The organism is Myxococcus stipitatus DSM 14675, assembly GCF_000331735.1.
GTDB classification, from domain to species: domain Bacteria; phylum Myxococcota; class Myxococcia; order Myxococcales; family Myxococcaceae; genus Myxococcus; species Myxococcus stipitatus.
In genome coordinates this window covers 8,197,849-8,220,106 of the sequence record NC_020126.1, presented here as the reverse complement: position 1 = coordinate 8,220,106, position 22,258 = coordinate 8,197,849, and the positions used below count along the sequence as shown (strand labels likewise).

At 69.0% G+C, this 22,258-nt stretch carries 15 protein-coding genes; 8 read left to right on the top strand and 7 right to left on the bottom strand.

Annotation, left to right across the window (positions count from 1 at the left end; translation table 11 throughout):
- Positions 1 to 13: 13 nt before the first annotated feature.
- The 8 genes from accB (at position 14) to MYSTI_RS31520 (ending at position 15,438) form a co-directional block, all read left to right on the top strand.
- The gene (gene accB / locus MYSTI_RS31555) at positions 14 to 616 is read left to right on the top strand and encodes an acetyl-CoA carboxylase biotin carboxyl carrier protein (protein WP_015351881.1); all 603 of its coding nucleotides are present in this window, start codon (positions 14 to 16) and stop codon (positions 614 to 616) included.
- Positions 617 to 686: 70 nt separating this feature from the next.
- Entirely contained in the window at positions 687 to 2,072 is a 1,386-nt protein-coding gene (gene accC / locus MYSTI_RS31550; protein WP_015351880.1) for an acetyl-CoA carboxylase biotin carboxylase subunit, read from the top strand.
- A gap of 192 nt (positions 2,073 to 2,264) precedes the next feature.
- Complete coding sequence (gene sgmX, locus MYSTI_RS31545) at positions 2,265 to 5,552, top strand: type IV pili formation protein SgmX (protein ID WP_015351879.1); 3,288 nt, start codon at positions 2,265 to 2,267, stop codon at positions 5,550 to 5,552.
- 24 nt (positions 5,553 to 5,576) lie between these two features.
- On the top strand, positions 5,577 to 6,521 hold the full coding sequence (locus MYSTI_RS31540) for an ExeA family protein (protein ID WP_015351878.1): 945 nt from the start codon (positions 5,577 to 5,579) through the stop codon (positions 6,519 to 6,521).
- Between the two features lie 5 nt (positions 6,522 to 6,526).
- Positions 6,527 to 10,459, top strand: a complete 3,933-nt coding sequence (locus MYSTI_RS31535; RefSeq protein WP_015351877.1) for a translocation/assembly module TamB domain-containing protein — start codon at positions 6,527 to 6,529, stop codon at positions 10,457 to 10,459.
- A 17-nt stretch (positions 10,460 to 10,476) separates the two neighbouring features.
- Positions 10,477 to 13,560, top strand: a complete 3,084-nt coding sequence (locus tag MYSTI_RS31530) for a POTRA domain-containing protein (protein WP_044900788.1) — start codon at positions 10,477 to 10,479, stop codon at positions 13,558 to 13,560.
- A gap of 13 nt (positions 13,561 to 13,573) precedes the next feature.
- Entirely contained in the window at positions 13,574 to 14,083 is a 510-nt protein-coding gene (locus MYSTI_RS31525; protein ID WP_015351875.1) for a hypothetical protein, read from the top strand.
- A gap of 35 nt (positions 14,084 to 14,118) precedes the next feature.
- Positions 14,119 to 15,438, top strand: coding sequence for a lysophospholipid acyltransferase family protein (locus MYSTI_RS31520; RefSeq protein WP_015351874.1), 1,320 nt, complete (start codon positions 14,119 to 14,121; stop codon positions 15,436 to 15,438).
- Here the strand turns inward: MYSTI_RS31520 and MYSTI_RS31515 are convergent.
- From MYSTI_RS31515 to MYSTI_RS31485, 7 genes are read right to left on the bottom strand one after another with little or no spacing between them, the layout of a single operon-like run.
- Complete coding sequence (locus MYSTI_RS31515) at positions 15,428 to 16,711, bottom strand: spinster family MFS transporter (protein WP_015351873.1); 1,284 nt, start codon at positions 16,709 to 16,711, stop codon at positions 15,428 to 15,430. The genes MYSTI_RS31520 and MYSTI_RS31515 overlap by 11 nt on opposite strands.
- Positions 16,708 to 17,643, bottom strand: coding sequence for a Ppx/GppA phosphatase family protein (locus MYSTI_RS31510; protein WP_015351872.1), 936 nt, complete (start codon positions 17,641 to 17,643; stop codon positions 16,708 to 16,710). The genes MYSTI_RS31515 and MYSTI_RS31510 overlap by 4 nt, the downstream gene beginning before the upstream one ends.
- A 14-nt stretch (positions 17,644 to 17,657) precedes the next feature.
- Entirely contained in the window at positions 17,658 to 18,842 is a 1,185-nt protein-coding gene (locus tag MYSTI_RS31505; RefSeq protein WP_015351871.1) for an aminotransferase class V-fold PLP-dependent enzyme, read from the bottom strand.
- A 54-nt stretch (positions 18,843 to 18,896) separates the two neighbouring features.
- Positions 18,897 to 20,189: an LpqB family beta-propeller domain-containing protein gene (locus tag MYSTI_RS31500; protein WP_015351870.1), complete on the bottom strand. Its 1,293-nt coding sequence runs from the start codon at positions 20,187 to 20,189 to the stop codon at positions 18,897 to 18,899.
- The gene (locus MYSTI_RS31495) at positions 20,186 to 20,971 is read right to left on the bottom strand and encodes an energy transducer TonB (RefSeq protein WP_015351869.1); all 786 of its coding nucleotides are present in this window, start codon (positions 20,969 to 20,971) and stop codon (positions 20,186 to 20,188) included. Before MYSTI_RS31495 ends, MYSTI_RS31500 begins: the two co-directional genes overlap by 4 nt.
- Before the next feature lie 3 nt (positions 20,972 to 20,974).
- Positions 20,975 to 21,448: a protein TolR gene (tolR, locus tag MYSTI_RS31490; protein ID WP_015351868.1), complete on the bottom strand. Its 474-nt coding sequence runs from the start codon at positions 21,446 to 21,448 to the stop codon at positions 20,975 to 20,977.
- A gap of 12 nt (positions 21,449 to 21,460) precedes the next feature.
- Positions 21,461 to 22,171 (bottom strand): MotA/TolQ/ExbB proton channel family protein, encoded by a 711-nt coding sequence (locus MYSTI_RS31485; protein ID WP_015351867.1) that lies wholly within the window; start codon positions 22,169 to 22,171, stop codon positions 21,461 to 21,463.
- Positions 22,172 to 22,258 lie beyond the last annotated feature (87 nt).

Sequence of the window (22,258 nt, the reverse complement as noted above, 5' to 3'; positions counted from 1 at the left end):
AGGGGACGCGAGAATGGCAACCAAGCGCAAGTCGACCCGGGCGTCCGCGCCCGCCAGCGCGCCCGCTCCGGCGGCGAGCGCTCGGGATGCGGGCAATACCTCCCTCGATGTGGAGGCCCTGCGGGAGATCGTCAACATCCTGGAGGCCTCGGACGTGACGAGGCTGGTGTGGAAGCGCGGCGAGGAGAAGCTCTTCATCCGCCGCGGCCACGCCCCCGAGACCACCATCGTCCACCACGCGGCCCCCGCAGCCGTTCCGGTGGCCGCCGCCGTGGAGTACGCGGCACCTGTCGCGCCGCGCGCCGCGCCCGTGGCCGCGCCGACCCTGGCCCCCGTGGCCTCGGCTCCCGTGGCCGAGAAGGCCGCCGAGAAGCCGGGCCATGTGGTGTCCAGCCCCTTCGTCGGCACGTTCTATCGGACGCCGGCGCCCGACCAGCCCGCCTTCGTGGACGTGGGCTCCGTGGTGAAGAAGGGCCAGGTTCTCTGCATCATCGAAGCGATGAAGCTGATGAACGAAATCGAGTCCGAGGTCTCCGGCCGCGTGGTCGAAATCCTCGTGGAGAACGGCCGGCCGGTGGAGTTTGGCCAGGCCCTGTTCCGCATCGAGCCAGCCTGACCCGGTTCGCGCGCCCCGCACTTGTGAGGGCGCGCCGCCGAGCCCGGCCGTTGTTTCAGGAGACATCCCCGTGTTCAAGAAGGTGCTGATTGCCAACCGCGGGGAGATTGCCCTGCGGGTCATCCGCGCCTGCCGCGAGCTGGGCATCGCCACCGTGGCGGTGCACTCCACGGCGGACGCCAATGCCTTGCACGTGCGCTTCGCCGATGAAGCGGTGTGCATTGGCCCTCCGGCGTCCAAGGAGAGCTACCTCAACGTCCCGCAGCTGCTCTCCGCGGCGGAAATCACCCGCGCGGATGCCATCCACCCCGGCTACGGCTTCCTCTCCGAGAACGCCGAGTTCGCCGAGGTGTGCGAGAACTGCAAGATTCGCTTCATCGGTCCGCGTCCGGAGATGCTGCGGCTGATGGGCAACAAGGTCCGTGCGCGGCAGGCTGCGCGCGAGGCGGGGATGCCGCTGCTCCCGGGCAGCCCTGGCACCGTCAAGGACCCTCGCGAGGCGGAGGCGTTCGCCCGTGAGATTGGCTTCCCCGTCATCCTCAAGGCGGCGGCGGGCGGCGGCGGCAAGGGGATGAAGATCGTCCGCGAGCCCAGCGCGCTGGCCCAGGCCTTCTCGACGGCGCAGGCGGAGGCGGTGGCCTCGTTCAACAACGGCGACCTCTACATCGAGCGCTACGTCGAGAAGCCGCGCCACATCGAAATCCAGATCGTCGCCGACGAGCACGGCAACATCATCCACCTCAATGAGCGGGAGTGCTCGGTGCAGCGCCGGCACCAGAAGCTCATCGAGGAGGCTCCGTCCGCGGCGCTCACGCCCGAGCTGCGCAAGAAGATGGGTGAGGTCTCCGTCGAGGCGATGCGCAAGCTTCGCTACAACAACGTGGGGACCATCGAGTACCTGCTGGATGAGCGCGGCGAGTTCTACTTCATGGAGATGAACACGCGCATCCAGGTGGAGCACCCGGTGACGGAGCTCGTCACGGGCATCGACCTGGTCCGTGAGCAGATCCGCATGGCCTACGGCCACCCCCTGCGCTTCAAGCAGGAGGACATCCAGATTCGCGGGCACGCCATCGAGTGCCGCGTCAACGCCGAGGACCCCATCACCTTCGCGCCGTGGCCCGGGAAGATCACCGGCTACAGCGTTCCCGGTGGTTACGGGGTACGCGTGGATTCGAGCGCGTACGAGAACTACACGGTGCTGCCGTACTACGACAGCCTCCTGGCCAAGCTCATCGTCCACGCGGAAGACCGCGAGACGGCCATCCGCCGCATGCAGCGCGCACTGGGTGAGTACGTGGTGGAGGGCATCCGCACCAACATCCCGTTCCACCGCGCGGCGCTGGCGGAGGAGTCCTTCCAGGAGGGCAACTACGACACGCGCTTCGTGGAGCGACTCCTGGCGAGTGAGACCGGTTCGCGTCGCTTGAAGAAGGCCGTGGAAGAGACGCCGTAGTCACACATGTCCGCCTACGTGCGGTTCCCGCACGTGCAGCGAGCATCCAAGCAGGTGAGCTGATACCGGGGGGCGCCGGGCTGTTTCTTGACCCGAGTTGGAGGATTCCGTTAGCCTCCGACTCTCCCCCCTTTTGAAGATAGAAACCCGCGAAGTTCCAAGGGGTTTCGGCTCGCCGGAAGCCCACGCTCGATGGACAAGAACAAGATCATCGAAGCCGCCGCGAAGCTGGTCGCGAAGGGCGCGTACGACAAGGCCATCAAGGAGTACCAGAAGGTCCTGGAGGTCGACCCGAAGGACATCCGGGTGCTCCAGAAGATGGGGGAGCTGTACCAGAAGAAGAACGACAACGCCCAGGCGGCGCACTTCTTCACCAAGGTCGCGGAGAGCTACTCCTCGGACGGCTTCTTCCTCAAGGCCGTCGCCCTCTACAAGCAGGTCCTCAAGCTCAACCCGAACCTGCTGGAGGTGAACCTCAAGCTGGCGGAGCTGCACCAGCAGCTCGGGCTGATGTCGGAGGCGATGGCGTACTTCCAGATCGTCGCCAACCACTACGACAAGGCGGGCGACACCAAGGCGTCGCTCGATACCTTGAAGAAGATGGTGGATCTCGACCCCGAGAACGTGGCGTCGAAGATCAAGCTCGCGGAGCTGTACGCACGCGAGAACATGACGCGCGAGGCGATTCAGGAGTTCAAGCGCGCCGCTGAGTACCTCAAGCGCAACAGCCGAGGTGAGGACTGGGCCCGCGTGGCGGAGCGCCTGTCCACGCTCGAGCCGGACAACCTGCCGCTGGCCAAGGAGCTGGCCACTTCGTACCTGCAGCGCGGAGACCAGAAGCGCGCGCTGGCGAAGCTGCAGGTGTGCTTCAAGGCGGATGGCCGCGACGTGGAGACGCTGTCCCTCCTGGCCCAGGCGTTCCAGGGGCTGGGGCAGACCTCCAAGACGGTGTCCGTCTACAAGGAACTCGCGAAGATTCATCAGGAGCGCGGCCGTCTCACCGAGGCCGAGGCTGTCTGGACGCAGATCGAGGTGTTGGATCCTCAGGACCCGGATCTGCTCGCTCGACGTGCTCCCGCGCCGCAGCCCGCTCCCGCCGCGCCGCAGCCCATGGCGCAGCCCGCGCCCCAGCCGGCCGCTCGCGCCGCACCCCAGCCCGCGCCTGCTCCCGCCGCCGCGCCGCAGCCCCTCGCGCCGCCACCTCCGCAGCCCGCGGGACTGGCTCGCGAGCAGCTGGCCAAGCTGCTCACGGAGACCGACGTCTACGTGAAGTACGGGCTCCACGACAAAGCGCTGGAGCACCTGAGGAAGATCTTCTCCGTCGACCCGGAGAACCTGGACGCGCACGAGAAGGCGTACCAGATCTACGTCGCGTCGGGGAACGCGGCGCAGGCGTCCGAGCAGCTGCTGAACGTGCTGCGCCTGTGCACGCGTGCCGCGGATTCGACGCGCGCGCAGCCCTATCTCGCGACCATCCTCCAGCAGAACCCCGCCCATCCCGAGGTGCCGGCCTTCTTGTCGGTGCTGCGCGTGGAAGGGCCGGTGTCGGTGGCGCCGTCCTCGGTGGCGGTGGAGTCGGTGGGCGAGGACGCCATCCTCGTGGATTCGAGCGACGACGAAGTCCTCGTCGCTCCGCCTCCCGAGGATGCGCTCATGCATCCGCCAGGGGACGAGCTGGCCCTGGCGACGCTGCCGTCGAGCGAGTCGGACGAAGTCATCGATGACGCGGGCGAAGCCTCCGTCGTCAGCGAGGAAGCACTCGTCGGAGAGGCCATCACCTCCGGAGAGCACGACGTCTTCGAGATGCCTCCGCCGGAGGACATGGCGGCGGCCTCGATGGACGAGATGCTCGTGTCGGGCGACGACGACGGCATGATGTTGACGGACGAGCCCGGCCTCATGTCTTCGGACGATGAGCCGCTGGTGGAGTCCGCCGACCTGGGCGCGCCGTTCGACGCCGACGAGGGCCTGTCGCTGGGCGACTCGGATGACGTGGCCACCTCCGCGTCGATGGCGGCGATGTCGCTGGGCGACGAGGACGAGCCGCCTCCGACGATGGTTCGCGCGCCCACGCGGGCGTTGCTCGACGAGGCCGCGCCCGCCACGTTCAAGCAGCCGACGCTCGTGGAAGAGGCGTCGCTGGATGTGGATGAGATTCCCACGCGGGTGGGGATTGCTCCGCTGGATGCCTCGATGCTGGAGGACCTCGAGGAGGCCCCCCCTGGCTCCGAGATGCCCTCGCTGGGCGATGAGTTCGAGGACGAGGAGCCCACCGCCTCGCACGCCGTGGTGTCGCTGGATGACGCCGGTCTGGAAGAGCCCGAGCTCTCGTCCGGCTTCGAGGCCATCGAGGACGAGCCCGAGGCCGCGTCCTCCTTCGAGTCGGCCGAGACGTTCGAGTCGGCCGAGACGTTCGAGTCGGCCGAGACGTTCGAGTCGCCCGACGCGTTCGATGCCGCGGCGTCGTTCGAGTCCGCCGAGGCATTCGACGCATCGGCCGAGACGGAGGAGGAGCCCGAGCAGCCGACCCCGACCGATTCCGTCACCGACGAGGTGAGCGAGGACGAGCCGGCGGCGGAGGAGTGCGACGAGGCCTCCTTCTTCCTGGACCAGGGGCTCTTGGAAGAGGCCCGCGAAATCCTCGAGACGGTGTCCATCGCCTTCCCGGGCCATGTGCGCGCCGGCGAGCTGATGGAGCGCCTGGAGGCGCTCGAGGCGAGCGGCGGGGTTGCGCCGGAGGAAGAGCAGCAGGAGCCCGTCACGGTGCCTTCCGTGCAGCCGGTGACGGAGTCGGCCGGAGAGCGGGACGCGTTCGACCTGGCGGCGGAGCTGGCCGGGGAAATCGACAACCTGGGCGACGACACGTCGGCCGCGGCGCCCGCGGAAGAGGACTTCCAGTACTCGGTGGAGGAGGTGTTCTCCGAGTTCAAGAAGAGCCTGGCCAAGGTGGTGAAGCCCGAGGACGTGGACACGCACTACGACCTGGGCATCGCCTACAAGGAGATGGGCCTGCTCGACGACGCGCTCCACGAGTTCGAGGTGGCCCGTCAGGGCTGTACCGGCACGAAGCGCGAGCTGGATTGCGTCACGATGATGGGGATGCTGCACCTGCTGCGCGGTGATGCGGGCGCGGCGGTGGAGACGTTCCGCGAGGGACTCGCGAGTCCGCAGGCCTCCGGTGAGGCGGCGAAGGCGCTGGGCTTCGAGCTGGCGGTGGCCTGGGAGGCTCATGGCGAGCCCGGCAAGGCGCTGCACCACTACCAGCGTGTGGCGGTAATGGACGCGAAGTACCGCGACGTGGGAGCGCAGGTCTCCCGGCTCGCGGCCAGTACCCAGCCGGAGGAGGACCCCCTGCCCACGCCAGCGCCTGCTCCGGTGAATGGTTCCAAGGCCCATGGGGCCGCGCCCACGGCGGCGGTGGCGAATCCCCCGGTGCCAGCGGCCGGCGCGCCCAAGGCGCGCAAGGTCGGTTACGTGTAGTTGCCCCCGAGGTCCGGCGAGCCCATGACGACCTACCTCGATTTCTTCGACCTCACGCAGGAGCCCTTCTCCAACGCTCCCGTGAGCCGGTTCTATTACAACTCGGCGCAGCACTCGCAGGCGCTCACCCGGCTGATGCACGCGGTGAGCTACATGAAGGGCCTGTCCATCCTCGTCGGCGACATCGGCGCGGGGAAGACGACGCTGGCCCGCCGCATGCTCGACTCGCTGCCCGAGTCCGAGTACGAGGCCGCGCTGCTGGTCATCATCCACTCGGGCATCACCGCCAACTGGCTGCTGCGGCGCATCGCCCTGCAGCTGGGTGTGGAGAACCCCGCACAGGAGAAGCTGGCGCTCCTGTCGCAGCTCTACCAGCGGCTCCTGCAAATCTACGAGTCCGGCAAGAAGGCCGTCGTCCTCATCGACGAAGCGCAGATGCTGGAGACGCGCGAGCTGATGGAGGAGTTCCGCGGCCTCCTCAACCTGGAAGTGCCGGAGCGCAAGCTCATCTCGTTCGTCTTCTTCGGCCTGCCGGAGATCGAGAAGAACCTGAAGCTGGACCCGCCGCTCGCCCAGCGCGTGGCCATGCGCTACAAGCTCGAGCCCTTCACCGCCGAGTCCACCGAGGCCTACATCAAGCACCGCCTCCGGCTCGCCGGCTGCCCGCGCATGCCGTTCTCGCCCGAGGCCTTGCTGGCGGTGCATGAGCATTCGTCCGGTTCGCCGCGTGTCATCAACACCCTGTGCGACAACGCCCTCTTCGAGGCGTTCCTCGCGCGCGCCGAGACGGTCTCCGCGGAGCTGGTGCATCGCATCGGAAAGAACTTGGGACTGCAGGGCATCAACTCGGCTGCCCCAGGAGCAGCCGAGGGGGCAAGCCCCCCCGCGTCCCGTCTGCCCCGAGCGTCGAACAACAAGCTCGATCTGGCGGAGATAGACCGCTACCTCGAAGGGCTGGGTAAGCTCTAGGGGCTTTGGCCACGCAGAGCCGCAAGGGTGCGCTTCGAGCGCTGCTGCTCGTGCTCCTCGTCCTATCGGGGAGTGTGCTGGCGTTGCGCATGCCCGCGACGTGGGAAGTGGCCTGCACGATGGCTCGGCGCCATCTGCCGGATGTGCTCGGGCTGGACGTTGGCATCGGCCGCTGTGAGCTGGACCCGCTGGGCTCGCGCGTGGTGGTGCATGGCTTCTCGCTCTTCCTGCCCGGTGAGGACACGCCGCTGGTGGCGGCGGACACCGCGGAAGTGCAGCTGGGTTTCCTACGGCCTTTCTCCGGCCGGCTGTCCCTGGCCCTGGTGCGCGCCGAGCGGCCCCGCGTGACGCTGGATGTGTCGCGGCCGTCGACGGAGCCCTCGAAGAAGTCGCAGGGCTGCTTCCTGGCGCCGCTCGAGCACCTGCGGATTTCGAAGCTGGACATCACCGGCGCGGAGCTCCGGCTGGCGCTGCCCGAGGGTCGGCGCGTCGAGGTCGCCGACCTGGACGTGCGGTGGACGGAGAGATGGGGTGCCATCGAGCTGGACGCGGAGGCTCGTCGGGGACTCGTGCGGCTGGGCCCGAATGGCCAGGAGCTGGTGCTTCAGCGACTGGCCATCGCCGGAGCCCTGGACCCTGACGAAGAGCTGCTGGAGCTGGAGCGGGCGGAGGTGTCACTGGATGACATCAGCACCTCCGTGTCGGGACGGGTGGACTCGCTCTGCCAGCCGCACCTGGCGCTGGATGCACAGGTCTTCCTGCCGATGCGCACGCTGTCCCAGGCGAAGCTCCTGCCGAAGCAGGCCACGGGCCACTTGTGGAGCCGCGTGTCCATCGCGGGCAAGCCCGAGGCGCCCGCGGTGTCGCTCGAGCTGTCGGGCAACGGGCTGGGCTACGACAGGTTCGGTCCCGCCAACGTCTCCGCGCGCCTGTCGTACTCGGGCGATGAAGTGCGCATCGAGGATGTGACGGTGCCGGTGGGGGCGGGCCGGGTGAGTGTCACCGGCAAGCTGGGGCTGACGCCGCTCTTCCCGCTCGAGGTGAGCGTGAAGACGGTGGACGCGTCGCTGGGGCGCATCCTGGACAAGGCGGGCGTGAAGGGCGCGTGGGTGGATTTCCCCGCGACGCTCGATGCACAGCTCAGCGGGAACCTGCTGCCGCGCTTCTCGCTGGCGGGGCCATTGGACCTGCGCACCGGGAAGTTCACGCTGGCGACGCGGCCCTTCGATGCGCCTGCTTCGGATGGGCTCACCATCCTCGAGTTCGACAAGGCCCGCGCGCAGGCGCAGGTGCGGCTGCAGACGGACCGCGTGTCCTTCAACCACATCACCGCGGACGCGGGACACTCGAAGGTGCAGGGGGATGTGGCGCTGCTGCTGGGCAGCGCGCTCGGGCTGGACATCCACGGCCAGGGCGACCTGGACCTGGCGGACTTCGGCCACATCGCGGGGCTGAAGTGGGCGGGGCGAGGGAATGCGACGTACTCGATTACCGGCCCGGCCTCGCAGGTGAATGTGGAGTCCGGCCTGTCGTTCCGCGACTTCGTCTTCTGGGGCTTCTCGATGGGAGTGCTCCAGGGGAAGCTGACCTACGCGGACGGCGTGCTGGCCTTCCCGTCCTTCACCGGCCAGAAGGGGCGCACGCAGTACTTCGGCAAGGCGGCCGTGGGCTTCGGACGGCTGCTCAACCTGCGCCTCGAGGTGAACGTCCCGCAGGGGCGCACCGAGGACCTGGTGGACGTGGTGGCGGGGCTGACGCCGGCGCTCGCGGTGATGCAGGGCACGCTGACGGGCACGGCATCCGGACGCGTGGAGGTGGACAGCCCCGTCGAGCGGCTGGAGGGACTGGTCGCCTTCGACGTGAAGGACACCGCGTACTTCGGACGCAGGATGGGGGATGGCTCGGCGCGGCTGCGGTTCGTGGATGGCAAGTCCATGGTGCTCGAGCGCACGGAGCTGCGAGGGCCGCTGGGCCGCACCTGGGCGGAAGGCACGCTGTTGTTCGCGGGCGGGCTGGACTACCGCTTCGGTGGTGACCAGCTGTCGCTGGCGGAGACCGTGGGGCCGGACGTCGCGAGCCGCATGGGCATCCAGGGGGCGCTCGAGATGGAGGGCGTCGTCTCGGGCACCTCGGACATCCCGGTGGTGGACGTCACGCTGAAGTCGCCGCGCGTCACCTTCGCCGAGCGGAACCTCGGCGCGATGGACCTCACGGGAAGGCTGGTGGGCAAGGACCTCGAGGTGTGGGGCCGGCCGTTCCAGGACGCCGACGGCCGCGTGAAGATGAAGGTGCAGGACACGTGGCCCTATGACGCCACGCTGTCGCTGGCGCTTCCGGAAATCCGTCCGCTGCTTCCCTCGGAGCCGTTGTGGGCGGGCGTGTCCGGCTCGGTGTCGGGCTCGCTCACCGCGAAGGGGCCGTTGATGGAGCCTCGGTCCGCGCACCTGCGCGCGGAGGTGAACAAGCTGGTGCTGTCCCGCAACGACGTGCGCGGAGAGAACGCCGCGCCCATCCTCCTCTCCTACGAGAAGGGCAAGCTGGACGTTCAGCCCTTCCGCTTCAACGGGCCCTATGTCGACCTGAACATGGGCGGGTGGATGACCACGGCGGGCGGCATCGGGCTCACGCTTCGCGGTGGAGGAGACCTTCGCCTGTTGGAGTCGCTCGCGCCGGCGATGGTGGAGCGCGCCACGGGACGCGTCACGGTGGACGCCGAGGCGACGGGCACGCTGGACGCGCCGTCGGTGGTGGGGAGCGCGGAGCTGGCGGAGGTGCGCGTGGCGATGCGGGACATGCCCGTGAACATCCGCAACCTGTCGGCCCGCGCGGAGCTGACGGGCCAGCGCATGCTGCTGGAGCACCTGCAGGGGCAGCTCAACGAGGGCCGCATCTCCGCGCGTGGAGACATCCGGCTCGCGCGCTTCCTGCCCCAGCGATTGGGCCTCACGGTGCAACTGGACGAGGTGCCCTACCGGCTCACGGAGGACCTGCCGGCGACCTTCTCCGGACTGCTCCAGGTGGTGGGGCCGCCCCGCGGCTTCACCGTCACGGGTGGCCTGGACATCGTCAAGATGCGCTACCAGAAGGCGCTGGACGTGGATGCGCTGCTCAAGTCCATGCAGAAGCGCTCGCCGGCGCTGTCCTCCGCGGCGAACAGTGTCTCGGGCGAGCAGCAGAAGCCCTGGGTCATCTGGGATGTGAATGTCCACTTCGGGGACGTGCGCGTGGACAACAACCTGGCCAAGGCGCGGATGCTCGGCGACATCCGGCTGACGGGGACGGACCTGCGGCCGGGGTTGCTGGGCCGGGTGGAGCTGGCCGAGGGCAGTCAGGCGTTCTTCCGCAACAACCCCTTCACCATCAGCCAGGGGCAGATGGAGTTCCAGGATGCCTCCAGCCTGGAGCCCGTCTTCGAGGTCCAGGCCCAGACGCAGGTGCGCGAGTACGTGGTGAAGCTCCACGCCTTCGGCAAGCCCTCGGACCCGCAAATCCTCCTGTCCTCGGAGCCGGCGCTGGTGGAAGGCGACATCGTCTCCTTGCTCACCCTGGGGTTCACCTCGTCGGACCGGGAGACGGCGGCCTCGGCGGGGGCCGGGCTGGCGGCCGAGGCCCTCTTCAACGTCTCGGGGCTGGACCGGCAGGTCCAGCGGTTCCTCCCTAGCAATCCGGTGTTGAGGGACCTGTCCCTCCAGATTTCCACGACCTACAACGACGCCACCCGGCAAGCGGAGCCGACCGCGCAACTGGAGTCGAAGTTCCTCTCCGAGCAGCTTAAAGTCGGGATGACTCAACCGGTGAGTGGGCGCGGAACGCGCGCACGCGCCGAGTACCGCTTCGACGACCGACTTTCCGCGCAGGCCCAGTGGGACAACGAGAACAGCGAAGCCTCGTTTGGAAACCTCGGGCTCGAGCTGAAGCTGAGCTGGGAGGTCGAGTAGCCCGCACCACCACGGTGGTGCTGGGATTCTGGTTGTGCGTCCTGAGCGCGAGCCCCTCGCTCGCGCAGGCCACGGTTGGTGGTGTCTCCGGACAGAACGTGGTGGCCGTGGAGCTGCACCTGCCCGGTGGGGTGGACGCGCAGGGGTTGAGCGCGTTGGTGGCGGTGCACAAGGGCCAGGTGCTGACGGCGGGGACGGTGCGGCGCTCGGTGGAGCGGCTCTGGGCCACGGGCCGCTTCTCGGACGTGGTGGCGCGGGCGGAGGACGTCTCGGGCGGCGTCCGCGTCGTGTTCCAGCTCACGCCCGTGTCCCGGCTCGCCAGGCTGCGTTTCGAGGGTCACGCGGTGATGTCGGACGCGGAGCTCCTGGAGGCCAGCGGTCTTCTCGAGGGCGGTCCGCTGGACGGGGAGGAGTTGGAGGGCGCGGTGTCGGCCGTGCTCCAGGCGTATCAGCGCAAGGGCTACGACTCGGTGAAGGTGACCGCGCGTCAGGAGCCCGTGACGGATGGCGTGGCGGTGTCGCTGCTCATCGCGGAGGGACAGCCGACGCGGGTGCGGCAGGTGAGCTTCTCGGGCAGTCCGGGCCTGCCGCTGAGCCGGTTGTTGGGCGTGCTGGCGATGCGGCCGGGCGAGGTGTTCGACCGGGTGCGACTGGATACGGGGCTGGACCACCTGCGCACGCTCCTGCGTGAAGAGGGGTACTGGCGCGCGCAGGTCGGGACGCCGTCGGTGCTGGTGGAGGCGAACTCCGCGTCAGTCGCGGTGCCGCTGTCGGCGGGCCCCAAGTACCAGGTGCGCTTCCATGGCAACCATCGCTTCTCCTCGGAGCTCTTGCAGCGGGTCCTGGCGCATGACGCCGCGGAGCCGCTCGACGAGGTGGTGGCGGGGCGGCTGGCGCGGCGGGTGGAGTCCTTCTACCGGCACCGGGGATTCAACGACGCGAAGGTGCGCTCGCGCGAGGTGGTGCGGCCGGATGGTGAAGTCGCGGTGCTCGCGTTCGACGTGGACGAGGGGCAGTCCCTGCGCGTCTCCGACGTCCGCTTTCGCGGCAACAACTCGCTCGGCTCGAAGACGCTGAGGGCGCATCTGGCGGAGCGCATTCGCGCGAGCGCGCATCAACCCGAGCTGGACCTCCGACTCCAGGACGACCCGCTGGACGTGGAAGGTCGTCATGGCCGCGAGTATGTCTCGTTGGAGCCGATGCCGGACCCGTCCACGGTGTACGTCGAGGAGGCCTGGCTGGAGGCCACGGAGTCGATGATGGAGGCCTACCGGGAGCGGGGCTTCCTGTCCTCGACGGTGACGTTCCGGGGGCTGACGGTGGATGCGCGGACGCGGACCGCCGTGGCCGACTTCGACGTGGAGGAGGGGCCGCAGGCGCGGGTGGCGGAGATTCGCTACGAGGGTGTGCCCGAGGACATGGTGTCACTCACGCAGCAGGGGGCGGCGGGAGTGCACAAGGGCCTGCCGCTGAGCTTCGAGGCGGTGGAGGCCGCGCGCCTGTCCCTGGAGCGAGGGCTGGCGCAGCAGGGCTATCTCTTCGCGAAGGTCACCACGGAGGCCTCTGTGGGCGAGGACGGTACGTCCGCGACGGTGGTGTTCCGCGCGGACGCGGGTCCCCAGGTGAAGGTGGGCAAGGTGCTGGTGCAGGGGCTGACTCGCACGGACCCGGACCTGGTGATGGCCAACCTGGACCTGGAGGAGGGCAAGCCGCTGGCACCCGACGCGCTGCTGGAAGGGCAGCGGAGGCTCGCGCGGCTGGGGTTGTTCCGGCAGGTGGATGTCGCGCTCGCGGACCCCGCGCGCCGCGAGCCGACCAAGGACGTGGTGGTGACGGTGCATGAGCGTCCCCGCCTGGATGGACAGGTCTCCGGTGGCTACTTCCTGGTGGACGGTCCTCGCATCACGTTGGACACGACGTACCGCAACCTCGATGGGCTGGGGCTCAGCCTGATTGCTCGAGGGAAGGTGAACTACGCGGGCTGGAGCGCGGAGGCGCTGTCCGCGGACCGGCGCATCGCATGTCAGCAGTCGGGCGGCGCGGCTTCCGCGGGCTGCGACGTGGAGCTTCAGGGCCTGAGTGGACTGGGCGGCCGAGGCAACCTGGCCCTGTCTCAGCCCCGCCTGTTCTTCCTCCTGCCTTTCGAAGTGGGCGCGCGACTGGACTTGATTGCGGAGCGAGTTCACCGGCCCTCGTATGTGTCCACGCGGTTCGCCGCCGCCGCGGCATTGGACTGGGCGGTGACGTCCTGGTTCAACGTGTCGCTGTCCTACGAAGTGGAGAACAACCGGCTGCGCTCGCGCGCGGGCGTGCTGGAGTTGCTCAACCGCGCCGACCAGGAGCGTCTGCGCTATCCGTTCGGCGACTTCGCGCTGCACTCCTTGCGGCCGTCCATCACGCTCGACTTCCGAGATGACCCGGCGAATCCCCGCAAGGGCCTGGTGCTCATCAGCAGCGCGGAACTCACGCGAGGCATCAGCGTGGCGCCCACGGACGTGGCGGGCAATGCCGTTCCGGCCTTCCCCATCAACGGCGTGAAGCTGTCGACCAACCTGAGCGGTTACATCCCGCTGGGGCGGCGGGCCAGCCTGGCGCTGTCGGCGCGCGCGGGGACCATCGTCCCGCTGGAGACGGGGGCGCAGACCATCGGCTCGAAGCTGTTCTACCTGGGAGGTTCATCCAGCCTCCGCGGCTTCCGCGAGGATGGTGTCCTGCCCGAGGACGTGCGCGAGGCGCTGCACCAACAGTTGCGGGACTGTCGCGCGCTCATCAGCCCGTCGGGATGCTCGGGAGAGCTGAAGGCGGTGCTCGCGGGACAGGTGCCGGCGAGCCAGGGCGGTGAGCTCTTCACGCTGGGCAAGGCGGAGCTGCGGCTCCCCGCGCTCGCGTCGGTGGACCTGGGGCTGTTCCTGGAGGCGGGCAACCTGTGGTTGGACCGGACGCGGATGGACCTGGAGCGGCTGCGGTACGCGGCGGGCGTGGGCCTTCGGTACGTGACGCCCGTGGGGCCGCTGGCATTCGACGTGGGCTTCAACCTGAAGCCGGACGAGGAAATCAACGAGGCGCAGACGCAGTTCCACTTCAGCATCGGGACGTTCTGAGGAGGCGGGCCGGATGCGCATGTCCCCATGGTTGACGGTGCTGGTGCTGGCGGCGCTGGGCTGCGCGCACACGGAGGATTCGACAGCGAAGCCCGAGCGTCCCAAGTGGATGCCGCCGGAGGGCGCTTGTCCCAAGGGCGCGCTGGTCCAGATGGAGCGGCTGGGGTTGAAGCCCGGGGACAAGGTCCCGGTCATCGTGGACGCCATCCAGGACCACCCGGGGCCGGCCCGGTACAACTACAGCTTCGTGATTGCGCTGCCTCGGGACGACGGTGAGAAGAAGCTGCCAGGGGCTCGCATCGGGGGGCGGTTGTTCGTGACGAAGCACCGCGTGTTCGGCCGCTATGACCGCGTCTTCCTCCCGGAGAGCGGCGCCATGTCGGTGCCCTTCTGTGGCGTCCTGTTGGATGCCCGCTGGGATCGCGATGGCGAGGGGCTGATTGCGTACCCGAGCCCGATGAAGGGCTTCTCCGTCGTGCAGGACAACACGGGCGTCATCCTGGTGGTGGACCAGTACCCGTAAGCCGCGGGGGCGGTCCGTGAGGTACAGTCCCCGCCGTGTTCTACGCGTGTGTCCGTGCCGTGGTCGCGGTGTGTCTGCGCCTCTTCTACCGGGTGAAGGTGAATGCACCCGGCCCCGAGCCGGAAGGTCCGGTGCTGTTCGTGGGAAATCATCCCAACGGACTCATCGACCCGGGGCTCGTCTTCATCATCACGCGCCGTCCCGTGACGTTCCTCGCGAAGGCGCCGCTGTTCGCGATGCCCGTCATCGGCTGGCTGCTCAAGGGGCTGGATGCGCTGCCGGTGTATCGCAAGCAGGATGACCCCTCGAAGATGGGAGGCAACGAGGGCACCCTCGATGCCGCGAAGGGCGCGCTGCTCCAGGGCCGCGCCATCACCATCTTCCCCGAGGGGAAGAGCCACTCCGAGCCGGGGCTCGCGGAGCTGAAGACGGGCGCGTCACGCATCGCGCTGAACGCGGCGAAGGAGGGCGCTCCCGTGCGCATCGTCCCCGTGGGGCTCACGTATGCGGAGAAGAACGTCTTCCGCAGCGAGGTCCTCATCGACGTGGGGCCCGCCATCGACGTCACGCCCTTCCTGCCCGCGGATGCCGCCTCGGAGTCCGAGTCCGTGCGTGCCCTCACCGAACGCATCGCCGAGGGACTCCGCGCGGTGACGCTCAACCTGGAGCAGTGGGCGGACCTGCCGCTGGTGCAGCTCGCCGAGCAGCTCTATTCCTTCAAGCAGGGGCAGGTGCTGGACGCGGAGCGCCTGCGGCTGTGGGCTCGCGGCGTGCAGTTGTTCCGCGCGCGCGAGCCGGAGCGGTTCGAGGGCATGCGCGCGCACCTCGCGTCCTTCAAGCGGCGCCTGGGATTGGTGCACGCGGAGGGACTCAAGGACCTCGCGCTCGTCTACCGGCCGGGCAACGTGGTGCCCTTCGTCGTGAAGAACCTGCTCTCGCTGGTGCTGGGCCTGCCGCTGTTCGCGCTGGGCCTGGTGCTCTTCTGGCTGCCGTATCAGGTGCCCAGGGCCGCCAGTCGCAAGGTGGAGCTGGATGTGCAGGCGACGGTGAAGTTCCTGAGCGCGTTCGTCCTGGCGCTCGTCTGGTGGGGCGGGCTCACTGTCGCCGCGGGCGTGTGGGGTGGGGCGCCGTGGGCCGGGCTGACGTTCCTCGCGGTACCGCCCCTGGCGCTCTTCACGCTCTACTTCGCCGAGCGCTGGGATGTGCTGCGGCGGGACATCGACGTGTTCTTCACCTTGAGCAGCCGGGTGCGCCTCAAGTCGCTGCTGCTCTCGGATGGAGAGCGGCTGGCCTCGGAGGTGGAGCGACTGGCCGATGAGTATCGGCCCCAGGTGGACGCCACCGTCAGGCGGTAGCTTCCGCTGGAGGTACGGCCGAGCGGAACAGCCGCGCACCGATGAGCAGCGCCACGCCGCCGAGCAGCACGGGCACGGCGTTGATGGCGATGGCGGTGTGGAGGCTCGACGCGTCGGCGATGTTGCCGATGAGCGTGGGCGAAATCGCATCACCGAGCAGGTGGATGCACAGCACGTTCAACCCCATGGCGAACGCGCGGAACGCGGGAGGCACGCAGTTGACGATGGCGGCGTTGATGGGGCCGCTGTTGAGGAAGATGAGGAACTGAGCCGCGCCGATGGCCACGAAGGTGAGGCCCACGTCCTTCAGGTTGACCGCCAGGTACATGCACGGCGCCGCGAGCATCAGGCCCACGCCGGACATCCAGAGGCCACCGCCCTCGCGCTTGCGGTCCAGCTTGTCTCCCAGCCAGCCCCCGGCCACGGTCCCCAAGAGGCCCGCCACCGCCGTAATCGCGCCGAAGCGGAACCCGGAGTCATCCGCCAGCATCCCGCGCTCGCGCACCAGATAGGTGGGCATCCAGAAGCCGAGGCCGCCGATGGAGAACGTCATCAGCGTGTAGCCCGCCGTCACGGCCCAGAAGGCCGCGTTGCGTCCCAGTCCCTTGATGCCGACGAGGAAGGGCAGCTTCGTCTCCGCGTTGGGGCCATCCATGGCGCCGCGCTTGGGCTCGGGCATGAAGAACGCCAGGGCCCCCAGAATCAGGCCCGGGATGCCTCCCGCGAAGAAGGCCACGTGCCACGAGTACGCCTGCGTGAGCCAGCCGCCCAGCCCGTAGCCCGCGGCCGCGCCCACGGGGATGGCGATGTAGAAGTACGCGAGCATCCGCGTGCGCTTCTCGCGCGGGTACAGGTCCGAGATGATGCTGGGCGCCACCGCGCCATAGCCCGCCTCGCCGATGCCAATCACCGCGCGCGCGACGAGCAGCGCGACGAAGGAGGTGGCGAGCCCGCTGGCTCCCGTCGCGAGGCTCCACAACAGCACTCCACCCGCGACCATCAGCCGACGCGGATACCGGTCCCCCAGGTAACCCCCCACGGGCGAGGCCAGCATGAACACCAGGATGAACATGGTGCCCAGCAGGCCCGCCTGCGTGTCGTTGATCTGGAACTCCTGTTGGATGCCCGGCAGCGCGACGGCGACGATGTACCGGTCGAGGTAGTTGACCAGGTTGATGAGGGTGAGGATGAGCAGCGCGTAGCCCGCGTTCGCGGCGGGAGTCACGGGTGCCGCGGAAGGGGAGGGCGAGAGGCTCACGGAGGAGGTGCTCATGACCGGGCGGCCCCCGCGCCGAACCGATGCGCGAGCAGCCCCCATCTGAGTCCTCTGTCACTGACGCGGCACCCCTCCAGTCCCAGGGCCTTCACCGACTCCAGGAGGATGAGCGCTCCCGCAGGGATGACGTCCGCGCGCTTGGGCTGCATGCCTGGAAGCGTGCGCCGCTCCTCCACCGGCATCTGGCAGAGGCGGTCCACCAGCGCCGTCAGTTCTCCCAGCGAGAGCGAGCCGCCATGGACGCGCTCCGCGACGTACGGGTCGATGGCGTGCTGCACGGCGTACAGCGTCGTCACGGTGCCCGCGACGCCCACCAGCGCCGCGTCGGGCGGGGGCGGGGGCAGTGCCTTGAACGTGTCGCGCAGGTGCGCCTGGATGCGCGCGCGGTTCTCCGAGGAGAGCGGGTCCGAGCTCACGAAGCGCTCGGTCATCCGCACCGCGCCCACGTCGAAGCTGTGGCGGAAGTCCACGTGGCCCGCGGGGTTGCCGTAGATGAACTCCGTGGAGCCTCCGCCGATATCCAGCACGAGCAGCGGCCCGGCCGACTCACTGGCGAAGTCCGCGTGCACCGCGGCGAACGACAGCTCCGCTTCCATCTGCCCGGAGATGATCTCCACCGTGACGCCCGCGCGCGCCTTCGCGGCGGCGAGGAACTCCGGACCGTTGCTCGCGTCGCGCGCGGCGCTGGTGGCGGACACCGCGATGTCCTGGGCGCCAGCCTCGCGGGCCTCGCGCGCGAAGGACTCCAGCACGGACAGCGTCGCCTCCATGCCTTCCGCCGACAGCCGGCGGGTGGCATCCACGCCTCGTCCCAATCGGGTGATTTCGGCGCGCTCCAAGACGGGCTCGAAGCGGCCTTCAGGGGTTCGCTCCGCGACCAGCAACAGCACGGAGTTGGTACCCACATCGATGGTGGCGAATCGCGGCATGCGCGAGAGCCTACTCAACGCAAGAGCACTTCCAAAGCATCCGCCAGCGCGACGTACTCGTCGGGCGTGTTGTAGAGCTGCGCGGACACGCGCACGTGACGGTGGGGCGGCTTGGGCCAAGGGATGATGGGCACCTCGATGCGGTGCTCGTCGAACAAGCGCAGGTGGAGCGGGTCCAGGTAGAGGGGCGGCTCGGGGCGCTCCGGATACCCCGGAGGCAGCGTCACCACGGCCATGCTGCCCACCATCTCCTCGGGGCAGGCCGGCGCCACCTTCAGCCGCTCGCAGAGCATCGCTCGCGCCGCCAGGGCCTTGTCGCGATTGTGCGCCATCAGCGCGGGCCACCCCCCGGGGAGCATGCCGCCCATGACCCGAAGTGCCTCCGGGACACAGAGCGCCGCGGTGGGGTCATGCGTCCCCGTCCAGTCGAACAGGAGCCGGTGGCGCGAGCGGTCCGTGCGGGGCGAGTTGCGTCCGTGGCTCACCGCCAGCGGCGTCACCCCGGACTGCAAGTCGCGGCGCACGTAGAGGAAGGCCACGCCCTTGGGCGAGCACAGCCACTTGTGGCAGTTGCCCGTGTAGTAACCCGCGCCCAGCGAGCGCAGCGCCAGCGGCACCATGCCCGGCCCGTGCGCGCCGTCGACCAGCGTCTCGATGCCCCGCGCGCGCATCTCCGAGACGAGCCGGGCCAGCGGCATCACCAGCGCCGTCTGGCTGGAGACATGGTCCACGAGCAACAGGCGCGTGCGCGGTGTCACGTGCGCGAGCACCGCGTCCACCACCGCGTCGGGCGAGCTCACGGGCCAGGGCAGCTTCGCCACCACCACCTTCGCGCCCCAGGCCTCGGAGACGAAGTCCAGCGCGTTGCGGCTGGCGTTGTATTCGTGGTCCGTGGTGAGCAGCTCGTCACCAGGCTCGAAGCGCAGCGAGCGCAGCACGGTGGTGACGCCGCCGGTGGCGTTGGGGACGAAGGACACGTCCTCCGTGTCCGCGCCGACGAAGTCCGCGAGCGCCGCGCGGGCCTCGTCGAGCAGCGGCTCGATTTCGCGATGGAGGAAGCGGACGGGCTCGGACTCCAAGCGTGCGCGGAGCTCCGCCTGCTTCTGGAGCACCACGGTGGGGCACGCGCCGTACGAGCCATGGTTCAGGAATCGGACCTCGGGGTCCAATCCCCAGTGGGAACGAAAGGGGGCGCTCATGCCCGGGAACTCGACCCGAGCAGGCGCCCCCTGTCAACGCTCCGTGGGTACTGGCTACTGGGCGTCCGCCAGGGGAGCCCAGTCCGGCGTCAGCAGCGTGCCCTTCTCCGCCCGGAGGGGGAGCTGGTTGTTGCCGTCCGCCGTCATCACGAAGAGCTGCGTGCCACCCGCCCGGGTGGACGTGAAGAGGATGAGCCGGCCGTTGGGCGAGAAGGCGGGCTCCTCGTTGTTGCCCTGGTCCTGCGTCATGCGCGTCACCTTGCCCGTCTCCACGTTGACGGTGAAGAGGTCGAAGGCGTTGCGCTCGTCGCGCGCGGTGAAGACGATGAGGTCGCCACGCGGAGACCAGTCCGGCGTCTGGTTGTAGTTGCCCTGGAACGTGAGCCGCCGCACACCCGAGCCATCCGCGCCCATGATGTAGATCTGCGGGCTGCCACCGCGGTTGGAGACGAACGCGATGCGCTTGCCGTCGGGCGACCAGCTCGGGCTGGTGTTCAGCCCGTAGGGCGTATCGGTGACGGCCTTGGCGCCGGAGCCGTCCGCGTTGGCCACGTAGATCTGCGCGCTCTCACCCTCGGCCTGCGAGTACGCCAGGCGCTTGCCGTCCGGGGAGAAGGCGCCGCCGGTGATCATCTGCCCGTCGGACACGACCATCTTCGCGTCGCCACCCGGGCGCTGCACGTAGAGGTCCGGACGGTTCTTGCGGTACGACGTGTACGCCACCTGCGCGCCGTCGTTGCTCAGCGAGGGCAGGATGTTGATGCCGCCCTTGGTGAGCACCACGGGGTTGCCGCCGTCCCAGTCCGCCACCGCGATATCGCGGTTGTTGCCCGCCTTGCGCACGTAGGTGATGCGCGACAGGAACGGGCTGGGCTCGCGCGTGAAGTGCCGGTAGAGCGCGTCCGCCAGGCGGTGCGCCAGCAGCGACGGATTGCTCGCCGGTGCGTCCTTGGTCACCTTCAGGTCCTCGCGTCCGGTGCCCACGTTGAACAGGCGCAGTTCACCGCGCAGCGTTCCGGCGTCGTCCGCCAGCGACACCTTCACCAGGGCCTCGGCGCCCACGTCCGCCCAGCGGCTGAAGGTGATGGTGCCGGCCGCCATGCCCTCCTTGGGGTCGGCGGTGAAGCTCTTGCGGTCCAGCACCTGGAGGATGCCGGAGGCGGAGAGGTCGAAGGTGAAGGCCGCGTCGAAGGTGTTGGCCTTCCCCTTCGCGCCCTCGTTCTGGGTGAGCGGCGCGGGCACCGCCACGGGCAGCGGGCGGAAGTTGGCGCCCGAGATTTCGATCGTCGGCGTCTGCGCGAACGCAGCGAGCGGGAGGAGGACGAGGGAGAGGAGCAGGGCTTTCATAGGGCGTTGAAACTCAGGTTGACGCCGTTCTTCTGCAGCGCGTCTCGAAGGTGGTCGGGAGGAGGCGAGAAGGGAGAGGCCTTGCGGACCGCGGCGAGGACCGCCGAGTCGAACAAGTCATTCCCACTGGGCTTCGTGAGCTTCACATCGAGCACTTCACCCGAGCGGCCCAGGCGCAGCGCCACCAGGGCCTTCAAGTGCATGCGCTCCGACTCCGGAATCGTGTCCGCGACGCTGTAGTTCCGGCGCACCTGGACCTGGAGCAGGCCGAAGTAGCGCTCGCCCTCGGCGGTGGCGGAGTCACCGTCGGGGTCTCCGTCCTCGGCGCCCTCGGGCTCTTCGTCCGGGGCCGCCTTGGCCGTCTTGTCGAAGGCGCCGAAGAGGCGCTTGCGCCGGTCCTCGCCCTCCCGCTCACCCTTGACGGGCGTGGGCTTGGGCGCGGAGGTCGGCTCCGGCTTGACGCCGGGGATGGGCACCGCGACGGCGTTGGAGGAGGGCGCGGGCGGAGCCTCCGGCGCGGGCTTGGGGGCCTCCACGTGCTTGGGAGGCGGGGGCAGTTGCTCCTTGCGCGGCAGGAGCTTGGCGTCCCGAGGCTTGCCCAGTCGCACCAGCGTGGCGCGGATGGGCTGCGCGGTCAGGTCCACCGGGGGCGCGCTGTTGAAGCGCGCGTACAGCACCGCGGCGAGCAGCAGGGCGATGTGCCCCACCACGGACGCGATGACGAACGGCGACACGCGCGCGGAGCGGTTGACGAGCAGGCTGTGGCTCACCGCGGAGTGCATGGGCTAGCGCTTCGCCTCCTTCGGCTTCTTCGAGGTCGACGCGGCATTGGACGTCTTGGACCCCGTGGAAGGGTCCGTGATCATGCCCACGTTGTTGATGCCCGCGCGCTGCGCCGCCGCCATGACCTCCACCACGACGCCGTAGGGCACGTCGCGGTCGGCGTGGAGGAAGACCTCCTTGTCCGCCTGCACCTTGGCGTTGGCGGCCAGCTTCGTCTCCAGCTCCTCCATCGGCACCTCCGCGTCGCCGATGTAGACCTTCTTGCCCGCGTCGATGGAGAGGACGACCTTCTTCTCCGTCGCCTCCACGGGCGCGGCCTTCGTCTCCGGCAGGTTCACCTTCACGCCCTGCTGGATGAGGGGCGCGGTGACCATGAAGATGATGAGCAGCACCAGCATCACGTCGACCATCGGCGTGACGTTGATCTCGCTCATCGTGGTGCGGCCACCGCCGCGATTGCCTCCGCCCATTCCCATGGTCGCCTCCGCCTACCGGAAGAAGTGACGCTTGATGATGTTGAGGAAGTCCGCGGAGAAGTTGGACATCTCCGTGTCGAACACCTTGATGCGGCTGACGAACGAGTTGTAGGCGACCACGGCCGGAATCGCCGCGAACAGGCCCGCCGCCGTGGCGAAGAGCGCGTTGCCCACCGGCGCCGCCACCGTGGCCAGCGTGGCGTTGCCCTGCTCGGCAATCTGGTTGAACGCGCTGAGGATGCCGATGACGGTGCCGAACAGGCCCACGAAGGGGGACGCCGCGCCCACCGTGCCGAGGAACGACACGCGCGCCTCCAGCTCCGTGATTTGCGACGTCGAGGCGCGGTTGAGCGCGCGCTCCACGTTTTCGATTCCGCCCAGCCGTTCGGCCATGGCGCCCTCGGCGCCGCCTTCCTTGGCCTGGGCCAGCTTGGTCAGCTCCTCGTAGCCGGCGCAGAAGACCTTGGACAGGGGCGAGGCGTCGAGCTTCTGGGCCGTCTGGTAGATGGCCTCCAGGCGGGACGCCTTCCAGAAGGTGTCGAGGAAGGTGAGAGACTGTGCGCGTGCCTTGGCGAGCTGGGAGGCCTTCATCGCGATGAGGGCCCAGGAAGCCACGGAGACCCCCATCAGGAGCAGCAGGACGGCCAGCTCGATGAAGGAGGCGTCGCGGATGATCTCCACGTAGTTCATGGCGCCGAGCGCCAGGGGCAAGTGGGGCGTCATGAGGTGGAGCGCGTAACACTCCGCTACAACTGGGTCAAACAAACGGGGCTCGGCCGGCTGCTTGCGGTTACTTGGCCGCAGGGATGA